This is a genomic window from Mesorhizobium silamurunense (genome assembly GCF_014843905.1).
In the GTDB taxonomy this organism is placed as follows: domain Bacteria; phylum Pseudomonadota; class Alphaproteobacteria; order Rhizobiales; family Rhizobiaceae; genus Mesorhizobium; species Mesorhizobium silamurunense.
Map to the genome: position 1 here is coordinate 1 of NZ_LPVS01000092.1, position 16,839 is coordinate 16,839.

Here is a 16,839-nt window from a genome sequence, read left to right on the forward strand (position 1 = left end):
GCCTTCGCTGCAGCCTTCATCTTCTGGATCAATGAGTCCTGACCCTAGCGGGCCGCGCCTATCCGCAAACGCTCAAAGAGTCACAATCACTGTGAAACGGTACTAGTCGTCTTTCAGCCGCCGCCAAGGGGAGTTGTGGTCCGGCCCGCGCTTGTAGTCGTCCTCACGCGAATAATCGCTGTCGTCGAGATCGATGACCTTGTCGCGCCGACGGGCTGAAAAGCCGCCGCTGAAGCTCGTCGCCATCACGATGCGGTTCTTGAGCAGGCGCCAGGCGAGATCGCGCACCGGCGGCAGGAGCAGCAGGATGGCGGCAATGTCGGTGATGAAGCCTGGAATGATGAGCAGGATCGCCGCCAGCACGATCATCGCGCCATGCGCAAGCTGGCGGCTGGGATCGCGCCCGGCATCCATTTCCGCCCGCACCCGCGCCATCACCCCGAAACCCTGGTGCCGAAGCAGCAGGCTGCCGGCAATGGTGGAGAGGATGACGAGCCCGACCGTCGCCAAAGCGCCCACTTCGCGGCCGACGATGACGAAGCCGGCGATCTCCAGAAGCGGCAGCAGGAGCAGGAACAGTGGGAAGAGTGAAATTCGCAAGTGTTGACCGATCGCTTTCTTCTTTTAGAGGCCCCGCGGGTAATCGCCGCTGGCACTGGGGTCTTTAGATAGGTATGGCTGGCTTTGATTTGAATGATTGCGCCCGCCGTTCTATATGCTTTGGGTAATGAACGCTATGCGACCGCCGCCACCCTAGAGGCTCTGGTGGTCCGGCCAGGACAGGGATCGAATTGGCGGAAGATATGGGTTTCTTCGACTTCGGCACGATTTTCTTCTTGATTGCGGCGGTTGTGATCTTCTTCCAGCTGCGCAACGTGCTGGGACGTCGCACCGGAAACGAACGCCCGCCCTTCGATCCCTATTCGGCAAGCCGCACGCGCGAGCAGGACGCGGCGCAGAAGTCCGAGAATGTGGTGTCGCTGCCGCGCAAGCGCATGCCGGGTGAGACGGCGGCCGAGACCTATGCCGCGATCGACGCCTTCGCCAAGCCCGAGACGGATCTCAACAAGGGCCTGCGCACGATCAAGGACAACGACCCGTCCTTCGACCCCAAGACCTTCATCGACGGCGCCAAGATGGCCTATGAGATGATCGTCATGGCCTTTGCCGATGGCGACCGCAAGACGCTGAAGAACCTGTTGTCGCGCGAGGTCTATGACAGCTTCGTCGCCGCGATCGGCGAGCGTGAGGCGAAATCGGAGAAGATCCAGTCTTCCTTCGTCGGCATCGACAAGGTCGATGCAGTCGCCGCCGAGATGAAGGGCACCGAGGCGCATATCACGCTGCGCATCGTCAGCGAGCTGATTTCGGCGACCCGCGACAAGGTCGGCGCCGTCATCGACGGCGATCCCGAGAAAGTCGCCGAGGTCAAGGACGTCTGGACCTTCTTCCGCGATACCCGGTCGCGGGATCCGAACTGGAAGCTGGTCGCCACGGAAGAAGAAGACTGAGATAAAGCGGCGGGGCCAGTCGTGCCGCTCTCTCCTACATTCAGCGAAAAATCGTTCAGCGACCTCCGGGGTTGGGGCGAGGACGACCACCTCGCCGCTTTCGCGGCGTTCAAACGTTCCGCTTTCTATGCGTTGACCAAGCCTTATCGCACCGGTTCGCTCGGCGTCGCGTTCGACGCTTTCGCGGCGGCCTATGCCGAGGCGCGCTCCGTTTCGCCGGCGCATCGGTCCGAGGCGCGGTCTTTCTTCGAGCGCCATTTCGTTCCCGCTTCGGTGGCGGCGGAAAACGGCTGCGCCGGCCTCGTCACCGGCTTCTACGAGCCGGAGGTCGAGGCTTCGCCGGTCAGGACGGAGCGGTTCACGGTGCCGCTGCTTTCCCGCCCCGCCGACCTGATCGACATCGACGATAAAAACCGTCCGGCCGGGATGGATCCCTATCTCTCCTTCGCGCGCGACATGCCGGCAGACCCTGTCGAATATTTCGATCGCGGCGAGATCGAGCGCGGCGCGCTCGCCGGCCGGAATCTCGAGATTGCCTGGCTCGCCGACAAGGTCGACGCTTTCTTCATCCATGTGCAGGGCGCGGCGCGGCTGAGGATGACCGACGGCAGGCTCCGCCGCGTCACCTATGCCGCCAAGTCCGGCCAGCGCTTTGCCGGCCCCGGCAGGATCCTGAGCGAGCTCGGCGAGATTCCGCTGGAAAGAGTAACGATGCAGTCGATCCGCGCCTGGTTCAAGGCGCATCCCGATCGCGTCGACGAGATCCTCTGGCAGAACCGCTCCTATATCTTCTTCCGTGAGGCGCCGGTCGACGATCCGGCACTCGGCCCCATCGCCGCCGCCAAGGTGCCGCTGACGCCCGGCCGCTCGGTCGCGGTCGATCGGCTGCTGCACACATTCGGCACGCCCTTCTTTATCGATGCGCCGACGCTCAGCGCCTTCGAGCAAAAACCGTTCCGGCGGCTGATGATCGCGCAGGACACCGGCTCGGCCATCACCGGACCCGCGCGGGGAGATCTCTTTGCCGGGTCGGGTGCCGCCGCCGGCGAGATCGCCGGCGTGGTGCGCAACGCCGCCGATTTCTACGCGCTGGTCCCGCGCGGGCTGGTTAACGGGAGGCGCGCGTGATCCGCCGCGACGACACGCTCAGCGAGGACGACCGCATCCTCTGGAACCTGGTGGCGCGCACGACGCGGCCGCTGAAAGGCAAGGCCGCGGCCGAGATTCCCGATATCGTCGAGCCGAAGCCGGCGCCGGCGCCCGCGCCGGTCAACGGTATTGCGGCCACGGCCGCGAAGCCGAAGCCGCAGCACGTCTCGCATGCGCTGGACGACCAGACGCTCGATAAGCTGAAAAAAGGCCGGTTGCCGATCGAGGGCCGCGTCGACCTGCATGGCATGACGCAGGACGAGGCCTATTCGCTGCTCCTCACCTTCCTGCATCGCGCGCATGCCGGCGGCGTCCGCTATGTGCTGGTCATCACCGGTAAGGGCTCGTCCTCCGGCGGCGACGGGATCCTGCGGCGCTCGGTGCCGCACTGGCTGTCGACGCCGGCTTTCCGGCACCTGGTCTCCAGCCACGACCATGCCGCCCGCAACCACGGCGGTTCGGGCGCGCTCTATGTCCGGCTGAGGCGGACGCGCGCATGAGGATGCGGTCATGAGTAAGGCGATGGCATGACCCCGTTCGGTGAAAGGCTCAGGGCGTTGCGGGCCGAGCGCGGCGTCAGCCAGAAGGCGATGGCTGAGGCCATCGGCGTCAGCGCCGCCTATCTGTCGGCGCTCGAGCATGGCCGGCGCGGCGCCCCGACCTGGACGCTGATCCAGAAGATTATCGGCTATTTCAACATCATCTGGGACGACGCCGAGGACCTCGCCCGCCTCGCCGAAACGTCGCATCCGAGGGTCAGGATCGACACGTCCGGCCTGTCGCCCGCCGCGACCGAGCTGGCCAATCTTCTGGCCGAGAGCATCGAGAAGCTGGATGAGGCGGAGCTGCGCCGTCTTAGCGCCTCGATCCGCGCGGCCCTTGGCCGAGGGTAGCTGACAGGACCCGGAGGCGAAGTCGGCGCCTTCCTACAACGTTGGCAATTGGCGAAATCCTCGGCGCGAGCGTCCTTCTCCCCGTTCTACGGGGAGAAGATGGCGGCAGCCAGATGAGGGGCAGCGCCGGCCTGCGATATCTAAAGACGTACGATGAAACCGCTTCGCGCGCCGTGAAGGCGGAGTCTGCCTTCTACTGCACCGAGCCGACCAGCACCTGCTGGCCATCGCGGATCGAGACCCAGCGGCCGGTGTTGTCGATCGCCTGGCGCTTCAGGTAGCGGTAGCCGGTCGCGTCCCAGGCTTTGACCTTGTCGGTCAAATTGTCGAGGACGTAGTCACCCTTGTCGGTGCGCACTGTCAGCACGGAATGGCCTTCGCCGTCGGGCTTGCGCACGACGGTGATCAGGAGATCGGCAAGCGACACGCCCATTCGGTAGAGCTCGCGCCGCTTCTCCAGCACATAGTCCTCGCAGTCGCCAAAGCCGTTGTCCGGATAGGTCCAGACCTCGTCCTTGCCGTAATTGTCGAGATCGCTCATCGGCTTGACGGCGGCGTTGACCCTGGCGGTGACGCTGATCAGCCTGCGCAAGAGCCCATCGGTCAACTTGGCCGGCGCGAGATTGGCCGGGCGAATGTTGCACTCGCTCGGATGCGCCTTGCAGAAATCATAGTGTCCGATCGGCTGCGAGGTCAGGCCGCCGGTGGTCATGGGGCCCGCCGCCCATGCCGGCACCGCCCAATGGGCCGAAATCGCCAGCCCTGCGACTGCACACAAGCGCAGCGTCCACGCCATCGGTGAGGAGTTCATTGTCCCCCGGTCCACCCTGTTCTTTTATTAACGAAACGTTAAAGGGGATTTACAGTCCGTGTCAATTAGAGACAACGGCTAGTTTGACGCATGGTTACTTCGGCAATCTCGACAGCGGCTATTTCGCAACAGAGCTGTCCGGCAAGCGAGCAAAGCCGCCATGCGGCGGCTGGTTCGTGTCTCGCCTTCGCTCAGCCCTTGGCGGAGCGGACCAGCTTCGGCTTCGCGGCCACACGGGTCTGGCGGCCATAGCTGGTGATGAAGTCGACGATGCGCGGCACGATCTCCGACCGGAACCGCGAGCCGTTGAAGACGCCGTAATGGCCGACGGCCGGCTGCATGTAGTGGGCCTGCCGGTCGGAAGGGATGTTCACGCAAAGGTCATGCGCGGCCTGGGTCTGGCCGAGGCCGGAAATGTCGTCGTTCTCGCCCTCGACGGTGAACAGGGCGACATTGCGGATCGCCTTGGGATCGACGGCCTCGCCGCGATGCGTCATCTCGCCCTTCGGCAAAGCGTGGCGCACGAACACCGTGTCGACGGTCTGCAAATAGAACTCCGCCGTCAGGTCCATGACCGCCAGATATTCGTCGTAGAAGTCGCGGTGCTTCTCGGCGCTGTCGCCATCGTTTTTCACAAGGTGCATGAAGAAGTCCTTGTGGGCGATGATGTGGCGGTCGAGGTTCATGCTCATGAAGCCCGAAAGCTGCAGGAAGCCGGGATAGACGTCGCGGCCGAAGCCCGGCACCGGCCAGGGCGCCTGCATGATGACATTGTCGCGGAACCAGTCGATGCCCTTTTCCTCGGCCAGGAGATTGACCGCGGTCGGGTTGCGGCGGGTGTCGATCGGGCCGCCCATCAGCGTCATGGTCGACGGCACGAAGGGGTCGCCGCGCTTTTCCATCAGCGCCACCGCCGCCAGCACCGGCACCGAGGGCTGGCAGACCGCCATCACGTGGGTGTCGGGGCCCAGCGCATGGAACATCTCGACGATGTAGTCGATATAGTCGTCGAGATCGAAGCTGCCCTGCGACAGCGGCACCATGCGGGCATCGACCCAGTCGGTGATGTGCACGTCGGCGTGAGGAAGCATCGCCTCGACCGTGCCGCGCAGCAATGTCGCATAATGGCCGGATATCGGCGCCACGATCAGAAGCTTGGGGTCTGGCTTGCGGCCCGCCGGCAGCGAGCGCTCGAAACGGGTGAGATTGCAGAAAGGCTTCGACCAGACAGTCTTTTCGGTGACGTCGACGGTTTTCCAGTCGACCACGGTCTTGGTCAGGCCGAATTGCGGCTTCCCGTAGCGGCGCGTCGTCCGCTCGAAGAGTTCGGCGGCCGCCGCGACCGAACGGCCGAGTGCCGTGTGCGAGACCGGATTGAGCGGGTTCGAGTAGAAGAACCGCACCGCGTCGGCATAAAAGCGGGCGGGCTGCAGCGCCGCATGGTTCATTTCGTAGAGCTGGTAGAACATCGACGACCCCGCTGCTGCTTGGCGACCAAAGGGACGACGAGCAGCGCCGAGCCTTGAATGTCTCGCAGTGAGGTTAACAACATATTATTGCGATGCAATACGTCAACTTGCGTGACTTATGCTGCTTTCGTCCAAACTGTTGAAAACCGGCACCTGACGGCAGAGCCGGCTTAGGGTGCGGTGCCGAAATGTGTAGGAAATATGTCCGGCCCCTCTGCCGGACACTCAGACCATGATCCCGAACTACGGTTCGGAAAGGTCATGGTCCGAGAAAATACATCATACCTGCGCCATGCACACTGCGGTGTGGCCCGAGCCGATGAAGCCGAGCTGGCTGGCGGCGCCGCGGGAGAGGTCGAGCACGCGGCCCCTGATGAACGGCCCGCGATCGTTGATGCGCACGACGACGCTGCGGCCGTTGTTCTTGTTGGTGACCCTGAGCTTGGTGCCGAACGGCAAGCTGCGGTGGGCTGCGGTCAGCGCGGCGGGGTTCATGCGCTCGCCGGAAGCGGTTCTCGAATGCAGGGCATACCAGGAGGCGCGTCCGCATTGCGCGGCAGCCGAGGAGGCGGTCGAGGCGCCAGCCATCAGGCCAGCCGCGATCGTTACCGCGACAAGCGCGGTGCGGTTGGTTTTCTTCATCTTTTAGGGGTGGGCTCCATTTATAGACAACCCGCCGTATGTGCCGAATGAGGCAGGAAATGCGGCAACCGTCTGGCGGTTCCATGGCAAGTGCACACGTTTGGAGTCGCCGCGAAACAGTTTGTCATGACATTTCCGGCGTGCGCGGACGTATTCTTTGTGAAGATCGCGCCGATTTACGGGAAGTCCTGAGTAGGATCGGCCGTCAGTCCGCAAGTAGAAGAGAGAAGCGATTGCTTCGCTTCCTTTCGCTCCTTTATTGCGCGTGCATTTCGGTGAAGGATCGACTTTCCGGGGGGATCTCGCTGATGCGACTGATCAGGAATTTGCTGGCGCTGCTTGTGCTGGCGCTCGGTGTGCGGTGGTCGCTGCAGGGCCTTGGGCTGGTCCAGGGCAGCTTCATGACCGGCCAGAGGGAATGGCTCTATATCGGGCTCGTCACCGTGCTGGTCGGCCTGCTGGGCCTGCGCTGGGCGAACCGCTCGCGCAACTGAGGGGCAGCAGTTGCGAGCCGACGCGCCGCCGCGACCTGGTCGAGGAATGCGGCGGTACAAAGGTGAGATCTGCAGTGATCCTTCGCACCCCCCTCTGGCCTGCCGGCCATCTCCCCCGCAAGGGGGGAGATCAGCTGTCACGTCGGGTTTCGCCAATCTCCAACGTTGCAGAATGAGCGGGGCGCGGAACTGCCAATCTCCCCCCTTGCGGGGGAGATGTCCGGCAGGACAGAGGGGGGTGCTGTCCCGCCGACGTTTCGAAGTGTCTTCACCGCGCAACGCTGGGCAAATCTCCAGGATTTGTCACCTGGCGCCACATCCAGCCGGACGAACGGCGCCCTGGCAGCCTTCACGCGGCCTTCGCCGCCGGCTTGGCCGTCTTGACGTGAGTCACGCTGCGGCGTCCGTCGACGCTGATCGGCACGTCGCCGTCGACGGTGGCGCGGCGCACGATCCGCTGCTGGTCGCCATAGTCGTTCACCGCATAGTGCTGGGTGGCGCGATTGTCCCAGATCGCCACGTCGCCGACCTGCCACCGCCACCGCACAGTATTCTCAGGCGTGGTCACATAGGTTTGGAACAGTTCGTAGAGCTTTGAGGAGTCGCTCTTCGACAGGCCGACGAAGCGCTGAACGAAGTTGCCCAAAAGCAGCGATCGCTCCCCGGTTTCCGGATGCACGCGCACGACAGGGTGCTCGGTTTCGTAGACGGTCGAGGTGAAGACCTCCTCGAAATGTCTCTTTTCCTCGGCGGTGGCGCGAGGCCGCACGGCGGCGTAGTCGTAGGCATTGCTGTGAATGGCCCAGAGATTGTCCGCCAACAGTTTGAGCGGCGCCGGCAGGCTTTCATAGGCGGCATGGGTGTTGGACCAGATGGTATCGCCTCCGGCCGCGGGAATGACGACGCCACGAAGGACGGAGAACTTCGGATAGGCATCCACGAACGTGACGTCCGTGTGCCATTGGTCGGCGCGGCCGCCGCCGCGGCTCGAGTCCAGATTGAGGATCGAGGCGGTGCCCGATACCGGCCCTTGGGTGGGATGCGGCACAAGGTTCCCGAGGCGCCGCGCGAAAAGTTCATGCTCGGAATCGTCGAGATGCTCCTGGCCGCGGAAGAAGACGACCTTGTGCTGCAAAAGAAGCTGATTGATCGCCGCGATAATGGCATCGGACAGGCTTCCGCCAAGGCGAACGCCCCTGATTTCTGCCCCGTACACGGGCGCTGAGCGGAATGACATCGCTCGCAGGAATGATCTGGTCGACGGGGTCCAGGTTGCTCATGGGTATCTCCTCGTTGCTGATTGGGGAAGGACGGGGGTTGATCACTGCGACCAGTACTGCCAGGCCCAGTAGAAACTTTCGTCGCGCGGCGGCAGGCGGTCGCGCTCGGCGTCCAGCCGCACCGGTGCCGGCGATTTCGGATCGCCTTGCGACTGCCCCGTCTCCGGCGTTTTTCTCTCTTGTGGTCTCGCAAGCAGCCAGTTGCCGACCTGGGCGAAAAGCACCGCGGTGGAATGCGTCATCGTCATTCTCCTTGTTTCGCTCAATCCTTGCCCGCCCAGGGAACCAGCGCCCGTTCGACCCTGCGGATGACGAATTCCAGCGCGAAGGCGATGGTCGCGATCACCAGGATGCCCATCACCACGACGTCGGTGACCAGGAACTGCGCCGCCGACTGGATCATGAAGCCGAGCCCGCGCGTCGCCGCCACCAGTTCGGCCGCCACCAGCGTCGACCAGCCGGCGCCGAGCGCGATGCGCAGGCCGGTTAGGATCGAGGGCAAGGCGCTGGGCAAAATGACGTGGCGCACGACCTGCCGCCGCGTCGCGCCCAGCGAACGCGCCGCGTCGATGCGTTCGCGCGAGACGCCGCGCACGCCGGCGGCGGTCGACAGCGCCACCGGCGCCAGCATGGCGATCGCAATCACCAGGATTTTCGACGGCTCGCCGATGCCGAACCAGATGACGATCAGCGGCAGGTAGGCGAGCGGCGGGATCGGCCGCAGGAATTCGAGCAGCGGATCGAACACGCCGCGCCCGACCTTGCTGATGCCGATCGCGAGCCCGACCGGAACGCCCACAATGATCGCCACGATCAGCGCCGCGAACACACGGCCTAGACTGGCGGTGACGTGCTGAAGCAGCGTCGCGTAGACGAAACCGTCGCGGACGACCACGACGAACTTTGCCCACACGGCGGCGGGAGAGGGGAGGAAGACCGGCGAGACGAGCTGCAGCCGGGCCGACAATGTCCAGGCGCCCAGCAGGATGAGGATGGTGATGACGCTGATTGGCCGCGCCGAGATGCCCGTCCGCTTCGGCCGTGGCCGCGACCACGGCACCGAAAACCCGTCATTCTCCTCGGCTTTCGCTCCGGGCCGTTCGCTATAGCTGCCGACGCTCACGCCGCTTCTCCTTCGAAGATCGCATCGGTCAGGTCCGCGCGGGCTGCGGCAAAAGCCGGATCCGCCTTGATCGCGCGAATAGGCTCGCCGGCGGCATAACGCCGGCCGAAATGCGTTTCGAATGTCCCCACCACATGGCCGGGGCCCGGCGCCAGCACGACGATGCGCGTGGCGAGCACCAGCGCTTCTTCGATGCCATGCGTGACCATGAGCACGCCGACTTCGGCAGCCGCCCAGAGATCGAGCAGCGTCGTCTGCATGCGTTCGCGCGTCAGCGCATCGAGCGCGCCGAGTGGCTCGTCAAGCAGAAGGAAGTCCGGCTCGGCGGCTAAAGCGCGCGCCAGGCCGACGCGTTGCCGCATGCCGCCGGAAAGCTCCCAGATGCGCTTGTCGCCGGCGCCGTTGAGCTTGACCAGCGACAACAATTCGTCGGCGCGCCGCGCTCGCTTGTTGGCGCTCACGCCGCGCAGTCTGAGCGCGAAGGCGACGTTCTCGCGCGCGGTCAGCCAGGGAAACAGCGCATCGTTTTGGAAGACCACGGCGCGGTCGGGTCCAGGCGCGGTGATCGGCCGGCCGGCGATCGTGGCCCGGCCGCGCGCGGGCTCGACCAGCCCGGCGGCGACGTTGAGCAGCGAGGTCTTGCCGCAGCCCGAGCGGCCGACCAGCACAACGAAGTCGCCCTTGCCGATGTCGAGCGAGACACGCTCGACCGCCGGTTCCGGCTGGCCGTCATAGTGGACGCTGACCTTGTCGAGGGCGAGATGCGGCATCAGGATCCAGGCCTCCGTCGAACGAGGGGCCTGCCCCGAGGCCGCTCCTCGTAAGCGGTCCCGGGACAGGCAAGCGCAAGGCCAGGGAAGAGGGCCGCGCTTCCGAGCAATTCCAGGAAAGGCGGTCTTCCTTCCGGAATTGCGTGGAGAAAAGCTCAGTTCGAGGCGAGCGCCTCGCTGGCATATCTGGTCGTCACGTATTTCGAGTAATCGGGCAGCACGGCGTCGATCTTGCCCTGCTCCTTGAGGAAGGCGGACGTCGCCGCGACCGCCTTGACCGTGGCGCCGCCGAGGAACTTGTCCGAGGCCTGCTCTTCGAGCGGCGGGAAGACATAGCCCTTGAGCAGTTCCGGCACTTCTTCGAGCTTCGCGCCGGTGAGCTTGGCGATCTTGCCGGCCTCTGGCGACGACACCGACCAGGCGTCCGGCTTGGCCAGGAACTTGGCGTAGGCTTCGCCGGTCACCTTGACGAAGTCGCGCACCGCTTCCGGGTGCTTGTCGGCAAAGTCGGTGCGCACGATCCAGGCGTCGAAGGTCGGCGCCCCCCAGGCCGCCACCTGCGCGGAATCGAGCACCACCTTGCCGGACGTCTTTATCTGGCCGAGCGCAGGATCCCAGACATAGGCGGCGTCGATGTCGCCGCGCGCGAAGGCGGCAGCGATTTCCGGCGGCCTGAGGTTGAGGATCTCGACCGACTTCGGATCGACGCCTTCATGCTTCAGCGCCGCAAGCAGGCTGTAATGCGTGGTCGACACGAAAGGCACCGCCACCTTCTTGCCGGCAAGGTCGGCGACCTTCTCGATGCCGGCGCCGTTGCGGGCGACCAGCGCCTCCGACGGGCCGATCAGCCCGACGACGAAGATGGTCTGGATCGGCAGCTCGCGGCTGGCGGCCGCGGCCAGCGGGCTCGAGCCGACATAGCCGATATCGACCGAACCGGAAGCGATCGCCGCGATGACATCGGCGCCGGAATCGAATTTGCGCCAGTCGATCGCGGCCTTGGTCGCTTTCTCATAGGCGCCGTCGGCCTGCGGCACTTTCGAGGGTTCGACCACCGTCTGGTAGCCGATGGTGATCTTGAGATCCTCCGCCGCGGCCGGGCTGAGATAAGCAGCGCCCGCGAGTGCGGCGGATGACAGAAGCAGAATGCGTCGTGAAATGGTTGACATGAAAGGCTCCCACCAAAAGAGAAAACCGGATTGCCTTTCTATCGTCGGTTAATTCTATCGGGTTTGTAGAGTTAAATCCTTCCAACCGAACGGCTTTTGTTGGAAAAGTGTCGCTAGGTACCGGCGGCAGAAGCGCAAAAGGACGGTCGTGGATGGCTGGGTGGGCTGAGGATCTTGAGACCCAGCTTCGGAGAGTGGCGGAGCAATCCATCCGACGTTGTCGGGTTGGCGCGATGAAGCACCGCAGCGAACGAAAATCCTCCCGTCAGCTTTCCCAGGTAAATCCGTGCCCCAGATAGCGGCGGAATTGAAACGAGGTTCCGTGTACGAACGGGTTAGTATAGTAATCTTATCAACATTAGGGAGAGAGAACGATGCGCGACCACCTGAACCGCATACCGCCAGTCGTTCGCGGCACCAGCCTGACGGCTGCGGCATTGGCTGCGTCATGGCGGCCGGCGCTGGCCGCCTAGGCTCGGTCGCGGCCCCTCGATAGCTCCTGAATTTCAGCCATGGTTGGACGCGGCAACTCCATCATCATTGTCGGCGGCGGCGCCAGCGGCGTCGTGCTGGCCGCGCATCTTTTGAAATCGCCGAACCCCGATCTGCGCGTCACGCTGATCGAGAAGCGACCGCATTTCGGCCAGGGCATGGCCTATTCGACGCTGCTCTCCGCGCATGTGCTCAATGTCAACGCTTCCGGCATGAGCGCCTATGCCGACGACCCGGGCAATTTCGCGCGCTGGGTGCTGGAGCGCGGCCTCGCCCAGCCGGACCGTGGACCGTTCTACGCGCCGCGCAGCCTTTATGCCCGCTACTTGAAGGAGCTGCTCGACGATCTCGAGGAGCGCGAGCGCGAGAGCGGTCGCTTGCGGCTGATCCGCGAGGAGAGCCTGTCGATCTCGCCGACCCCGTCGGGCGTCGAGGTGGCCTTGGCCAACGGCACCAGCGTCGTCGGCCATCTCGCCGTGCTCGCCACCGGCCATGACGAGCAGCCGGGCGCCTTCCAGGGCCGCGCCATCCGGATGGGTTCGGAGGCCGACACCGCGCTCGACCCCGAGGCCACGGTCCTCGTGCTCGGCACGGGCCTCAGCATGGTCGACGCCTTCCTGTCGCTTGAGCAGCGCGGCCATCGCGGCGAGATCATAGCTGTGTCGCGGCGCGGCCTGCTGCCCTCGCCGCACCGCAAGGGCAATCCGATCAAGCTCGACGTCGCCGACATTCCGCTCGGCACCCAGCTTTCCTATTTCGTCGGCTGGTTCCGCAACCTGATCCGCGAGAACCAGAAGGCCGGGGGCGACTGGCGCGACGTGGTCGACGGCCTCAGACCCTTCAACCAAAAGATCTGGCAGAACTGGCCGTCCTCGGCGAAACGCCGCTTCGTCGAGCACACCAAGGCCTGGTGGGACATTCATCGCCATCGCATGGCGCCGGAAGTCTATGAGCGTGTCACGGAAGCTGTCGGCTCTGGCCGCATCCGCCTCGTCGCCGGCCGGGTCGTGGACATCGAGCCAGGCTTCACCGTCACGATCCAGCAGCGCGGCACGCAGGCGCTCGAAACGCTCGAGGTCGCCCGTATCTATGACTGCATGGGCATTGCCCGCGACATCTCGAAGACCTCGAACGGCGTCGTGCGCTCGCTGGTCGAACGCGCCCTGGCGCGTCCCGACCCGCTGCGCCTCGGCCTCGACGTCACCGCCAGATGCGAGCTGATCGCGGCCGACGGCACGGTGTCGTCGAAGCTCCTCGCCGTCGGACCGCTGACGCGCGGCACCTTCTTCGAGATCGACGCCATCCCGGACATCCGCGTCCAGTGCGCCAGGCTGAGCGAGCAGTTGTTGGGTTAGGCATCAGCCGCCAAGCGCCTCGCAGACGACCCGCGCGGTTTCGGCGCCGGAAAAATTCTGCTGGCCGGTTATAAGATTGCCGTCGCGCACGGCAAAGCCGCGCCACAGGCCGGCCTGGACATAGTTGGCGCCGATCGCCTTGAGCTCGTCCTCGATCCGCCATGGCACCAGATGCTTGCCGCGTTCGAGCGCACCCATCTCCCAGGTGGCGTTGTCGGCGAAATCCTCCTCGACATTGGCAAAGCCCGTCACTGTCCTGCCGGCGGCAAGCGGCGTTCCGTCGGCGCGCATGGCGTAGCGCAGGATGGCGGTGCCATGGCAAAGCGCGGCGGCCACCTTGCCTGCATCATGGAAGGCGACGAATACTTGCTGGAGCCCGGTCGCGCGCTCGTAAGTGAACATCGGCGACTGGCCGCCGGCGACGACGATCGCGTCGAAGCGCTCGACGTCGATTTCGGCCACAGGTCGCGTATTGTCGACCAGGGCCGCCAGTTTCGGGCTAGAAATGAAGCCGAGCGAAATGAGGTCGGTCTCCGAATAGCCCGACGGATCGCGCGGATCGCTCAGCGCGTCGGCCTCGCATTTGCCGCCGTCCGGCGAAAAGATCTCGACCTCGTAACCGCGCTCGGTGAAGGCGAACCAGGGATGGGTGAGCTCGCTCCACCAGAAGCCGACCGGCCAGCCGGTCGTGGTCGAGATGGCCGGATTGGCGATGACGATCGCCACGCGCCTGGGCTTGCGCGCATTGACCGGATTGGCATCGCGTACGCTCATCTTCGCTCTCCCTTATGAAGCTTTTGCCGACAAAGCCGGACGCTGCAATCTGGCCATATGGCCGGGTCGCCCCTTGCGCGGCTGGTTGCCTCCCAGTCTTGAAATTCCATTCCCCCACTCGCCCCCGGATTGGCACGATCTATCTTCTTTCCGGAGGCAAAGGGCTGGAAAAGACGCTCGTGCATGATGCGTGAAGCCGGAATGGATTCCGGCCGGCATCATGCGCGAGATTGTCAGTCACCCCGCGTCGAACTTGCTTCCATGGAGGGCCCGAGATGAGCGTGCACAGGAAAGCGGCGCCGAACGGCGCGGAAAACACTCTGGCGCGGTTGCGGCCGCCTTACGCCTCAGTGCTCGACCTGATCGGCCAGACACCGGTCGTCGAGCTGACCAAATTCGACACCGGCAAATGCCGGCTGTTCATCAAGCTGGAAAGCCAGAACCCCGGCGGCTCGATCAAGGATCGCATCGCGCTGTCGATGATCGCGGCGGCCGAGAAGGACGGCAGGCTGAAGCCCGGCGGCACCATCGTCGAGGCGACCGCCGGCAACACCGGCCTCGGCCTCGCCCAGGTCGGCATCCCCAAGGGCTACCGCATCATTCTCGTCGTGCCCGACAAGATGTCGCGCGAAAAGATCCAGCATCTGCGCGCTTTAGGCGCCGAGGTGCACATGACCCGCTCCGATGTCGGCAAGGGCCATCCCGAATATTACCAGGACATGGCCGAGAAGATCGCCGCCGAGCTGCCGGGCGCCTTCTATGCCAACCAGTTCGCCAATCCGGCAAATCCGCTCGCGCACGAAACCACCACCGGGCCGGAAATCTTTGCCCAGCTCGACGGCGACGTCGACGCGGTCGTCGTCGGCGTCGGCTCCGGCGGCACGCTGACCGGCCTCGGACGCTATTTCGCCAGGCATTCGCCGAAGACCGAGATGGTGCTTGCCGATCCGGTCGGCTCGGTGCTGGCGCCGCTGATCAAGACCGGCAAGATGGAAGAGGCCGGCAGCTGGACCGTCGAAGGCATCGGCGAGGACTTCGTGCCGCCCAACGCCGACCTGTCGCTGGTGAAGAAGGCCTATTCCATCCCCGACAAGCAAAGCATGCTGGCGGTGCGCGACCTGCTGTCGAAGGAAGGCATCCTCGCCGGCTCGTCCTCCGGCACGCTTTTGTCGGCCGCGCTTCGCTATTGCCGCGAGCAGACGACCGCCAAGCGCGTCGTCACGCTGGTCTGCGACAGCGGCAACAAATATCTGTCGAAGGTGTTCGACGACATCTGGCTGGCCGAGCAGGGCCTGGACGAGCATGAGCAGCATGGCGACCTGCGCGACCTCGTCATGCGCTCGCATCGCACAGGCGACACGGTCTGGGTCGGCCCGGACGAAAGCCTGCTCAACGCCTATGGCCGCATGCGCCGCTCCGACGTCTCGCAGCTGCCGGTGCTCGACGAGGGCAAGCTGGTCGGTATCGTCGACGAGAGCGACATCCTGGCCAAGGTCGACGGCCCCTATGACGGCCGCTGGGACCGCTTCAACGCGCCGGTGCGCACGGCCATGACCGCCACGCTCCACACGCTGCAGGCCAGCCAGACGCTCGACGCGCTGCTGCCCGTCTTCGACCGCAACGAGGTCGCCATCGTCTTCGATGGCGAAGAGTTCATCGGCCTGATAACCCGTATCGACCTGATCAACCATCTGAGGCGCCGCGCAAAATGACCACATCCGGCAGGAACCGCCTGGCTTTTTCCACCCGCACCGTCCATGGCGGCCAGAGCCACGACCCGACCACGGGCGCGGTGATGGTGCCGATCTACGCCACCTCGACCTACGGCCAGCAGTCGCCCGGCGTGCACAAGGGCTTTGAATATGCCCGCAGCCAGAACCCGACGCGCTTCGCCTTCGAGCGCGCCGTGGCCGATCTCGAAAGCGGCACGAAAGCCTTCGCCTTCGCCTCCGGCCTGGCTTCGATCTCGACCGTGCTGGAGTTGCTCGACGCCGGCGCCCACATCGTCGCCACCGACGACATCTATGGCGGCTCGTCCCGGCTGATGGAGCGGGTGCGCAAGCGCTCGGCAGGCCTTCAGGTCAGTTTTGCGGACTTCACCGACCTGGCCGCCGTCGACGCCGCGATCCGCCCCGAGACAAAACTGCTCTGGGTCGAGACGCCGACCAACCCGCTGCTGCGCATCGTCGATCTCGAAGGCCTCGCTTCGCTCGCGAAACGCAAAGGTTTGCTCACCGTCGCCGACAACACTTTCGCCAGCCCCTATATCCAGCGGCCGCTGGAGCTCGGCATCGACATCGTCGTCCATTCGACGACGAAATACTTGAACGGCCATTCCGACATGGTCGGCGGCGTGGCGGTCGTCGGCGACAACAACGACCTCGCCGACCGGCTGAAATTCCTGCAGAACGCCATCGGCGCCATTTCCGGCCCGTTCGACAGTTTTCTGGCGTTGCGCGGCATCAAGACGCTGGCGCTCAGGATGGAGCGCCATTCGGCAAACGGCCTGAAGATCGCGCAGTGGCTGGAAGGCAGGAAGGACGTGCGCCGCGTCATCTATCCAGGGCTCGCCAGTCACCAGCAGCACGAGATCGCGAAGCGCCAGATGCACGCCTTCGGCGGCATGATCTCGGTCGATCTCGACCGCGACCTTGCCGGCACAAAGCGCTTCCTGGAGCGCACGCAGCTCTTCACCCTGGCCGAGAGCCTCGGCGGCGTGGAAAGCCTGATCGAGCATCCGGCTTTGATGACGCATGGCTCGATTCCGGCCGAAAAACGCGGCGCCATCGGCATTTCCGATTCGCTGGTGCGGCTGTCGGCCGGCATCGAGGACGGCGATGATCTGATCGCCGATCTGGAACAGGCATTGCAGGGCTGACTGGCCCATAAGTCCCGGCTTTGCAATTT

At 64.7% G+C, this 16,839-nt stretch carries 17 protein-coding genes and 1 pseudogene; 8 read left to right on the forward strand and 10 right to left on the reverse strand.

Features of this window, described 5'->3' with window-relative positions; all coding sequences use genetic code 11:
* Positions 1–102: 102 nt before the first annotated feature.
* On the reverse strand, positions 103–600 hold the full coding sequence (locus AU465_RS27275) for an FxsA family protein (protein ID WP_192255099.1): 498 nt from the start codon (positions 598–600) through the stop codon (positions 103–105).
* Between the two features lie 203 nt (positions 601–803).
* Between AU465_RS27275 and AU465_RS27280 the strand changes: the two genes are divergently transcribed.
* The 4 genes from AU465_RS27280 to AU465_RS27295 are packed head-to-tail and all read left to right on the forward strand — an operon-like array spanning position 804 to position 3,553.
* A complete protein-coding gene (locus AU465_RS27280) occupies positions 804–1,511 on the forward strand; it encodes a Tim44/TimA family putative adaptor protein (RefSeq protein ID WP_192255101.1) in 708 nt (235 codons plus the stop codon).
* Between the two features lie 21 nt (positions 1,512–1,532).
* On the forward strand, positions 1,533–2,639 hold the full coding sequence (gene mltA, locus AU465_RS27285) for a murein transglycosylase A (protein WP_192255103.1): 1,107 nt from the start codon (positions 1,533–1,535) through the stop codon (positions 2,637–2,639).
* A complete protein-coding gene (locus AU465_RS27290) occupies positions 2,636–3,160 on the forward strand; it encodes a Smr/MutS family protein (RefSeq protein WP_192255104.1) in 525 nt (174 codons plus the stop codon). The genes mltA and AU465_RS27290 overlap by 4 nt, the downstream gene beginning before the upstream one ends.
* Before the next feature lie 27 nt (positions 3,161–3,187).
* Positions 3,188–3,553 carry a helix-turn-helix domain-containing protein gene (locus tag AU465_RS27295; protein ID WP_192255106.1) on the forward strand — a complete coding sequence of 122 codons (366 nt, stop codon included), beginning with the start codon at positions 3,188–3,190 and terminating at the stop codon, positions 3,551–3,553.
* A gap of 193 nt (positions 3,554–3,746) precedes the next feature.
* On the opposite strand, the gene AU465_RS27300 is transcribed toward AU465_RS27295, so the two are convergent.
* The 3 genes from AU465_RS27300 to AU465_RS27310 all read right to left on the reverse strand — a co-directional run bounded on the left by AU465_RS27300 (position 3,747) and on the right by AU465_RS27310 (position 6,475).
* Complete coding sequence (locus tag AU465_RS27300; RefSeq protein ID WP_192255108.1) at positions 3,747–4,364, reverse strand: transglutaminase-like cysteine peptidase; 618 nt, start codon at positions 4,362–4,364, stop codon at positions 3,747–3,749.
* A 191-nt stretch (positions 4,365–4,555) separates the two neighbouring features.
* Positions 4,556–5,833 carry a polyhydroxyalkanoate depolymerase gene (locus AU465_RS27305; RefSeq protein ID WP_192255110.1) on the reverse strand — a complete coding sequence of 426 codons (1,278 nt, stop codon included), beginning with the start codon at positions 5,831–5,833 and terminating at the stop codon, positions 4,556–4,558.
* Positions 5,834–6,112: 279 nt separating this feature from the next.
* Positions 6,113–6,475 carry a septal ring lytic transglycosylase RlpA family protein gene (locus tag AU465_RS27310; protein ID WP_192255112.1) on the reverse strand — a complete coding sequence of 121 codons (363 nt, stop codon included), beginning with the start codon at positions 6,473–6,475 and terminating at the stop codon, positions 6,113–6,115.
* 308 nt (positions 6,476–6,783) lie between these two features.
* On the opposite strand from AU465_RS27310, the gene AU465_RS27315 reads away from it, so the two are divergent.
* Positions 6,784–6,969: a hypothetical protein gene (locus tag AU465_RS27315; RefSeq protein ID WP_192255114.1), complete on the forward strand. Its 186-nt coding sequence runs from the start codon at positions 6,784–6,786 to the stop codon at positions 6,967–6,969.
* Between the two features lie 349 nt (positions 6,970–7,318).
* Here AU465_RS27315 and AU465_RS27320 read toward each other — a convergent pair.
* The 5 genes and pseudogenes from AU465_RS27320 to tauA all read right to left on the reverse strand — a co-directional run bounded on the left by AU465_RS27320 (position 7,319) and on the right by tauA (position 11,311).
* A pseudogene (locus AU465_RS27320) lies at positions 7,319–8,249 on the reverse strand (TauD/TfdA dioxygenase family protein).
* Positions 8,250–8,290: 41 nt separating this feature from the next.
* Positions 8,291–8,491, reverse strand: a complete 201-nt coding sequence (locus AU465_RS27325; RefSeq protein ID WP_192255118.1) for a hypothetical protein — start codon at positions 8,489–8,491, stop codon at positions 8,291–8,293.
* A 20-nt stretch (positions 8,492–8,511) separates the two neighbouring features.
* Complete coding sequence (locus AU465_RS27330; RefSeq protein ID WP_192255120.1) at positions 8,512–9,372, reverse strand: ABC transporter permease subunit; 861 nt, start codon at positions 9,370–9,372, stop codon at positions 8,512–8,514.
* Positions 9,369–10,142 carry a taurine ABC transporter ATP-binding protein gene (locus AU465_RS27335; protein ID WP_192255122.1) on the reverse strand — a complete coding sequence of 258 codons (774 nt, stop codon included), beginning with the start codon at positions 10,140–10,142 and terminating at the stop codon, positions 9,369–9,371. Before AU465_RS27335 ends, AU465_RS27330 begins: the two co-directional genes overlap by 4 nt.
* Positions 10,143–10,297: 155 nt before the next feature.
* Entirely contained in the window at positions 10,298–11,311 is a 1,014-nt protein-coding gene (tauA, locus tag AU465_RS27340) for a taurine ABC transporter substrate-binding protein (RefSeq protein WP_192255124.1), read from the reverse strand.
* Between the two features lie 512 nt (positions 11,312–11,823).
* On the opposite strand from tauA, the gene AU465_RS27345 reads away from it, so the two are divergent.
* Positions 11,824–13,158 carry an FAD/NAD(P)-binding protein gene (locus tag AU465_RS27345; protein WP_192255125.1) on the forward strand — a complete coding sequence of 445 codons (1,335 nt, stop codon included), beginning with the start codon at positions 11,824–11,826 and terminating at the stop codon, positions 13,156–13,158.
* Positions 13,159–13,161: 3 nt separating this feature from the next.
* On the opposite strand, the gene AU465_RS27350 is transcribed toward AU465_RS27345, so the two are convergent.
* The gene (locus tag AU465_RS27350) at positions 13,162–13,932 is read right to left on the reverse strand and encodes a type 1 glutamine amidotransferase domain-containing protein (RefSeq protein ID WP_192255127.1); all 771 of its coding nucleotides are present in this window, start codon (positions 13,930–13,932) and stop codon (positions 13,162–13,164) included.
* Positions 13,933–14,207: 275 nt separating this feature from the next.
* On the opposite strand from AU465_RS27350, the gene AU465_RS27355 reads away from it, so the two are divergent.
* Positions 14,208–15,644, forward strand: a complete 1,437-nt coding sequence (locus AU465_RS27355) for a pyridoxal-phosphate dependent enzyme (RefSeq protein ID WP_192255129.1) — start codon at positions 14,208–14,210, stop codon at positions 15,642–15,644.
* Positions 15,641–16,810 (forward strand): trans-sulfuration enzyme family protein, encoded by a 1,170-nt coding sequence (locus AU465_RS27360; protein ID WP_192255131.1) that lies wholly within the window; start codon positions 15,641–15,643, stop codon positions 16,808–16,810. The genes AU465_RS27355 and AU465_RS27360 overlap by 4 nt, the downstream gene beginning before the upstream one ends.
* Positions 16,811–16,839: the final 29 nt, after the last annotated feature.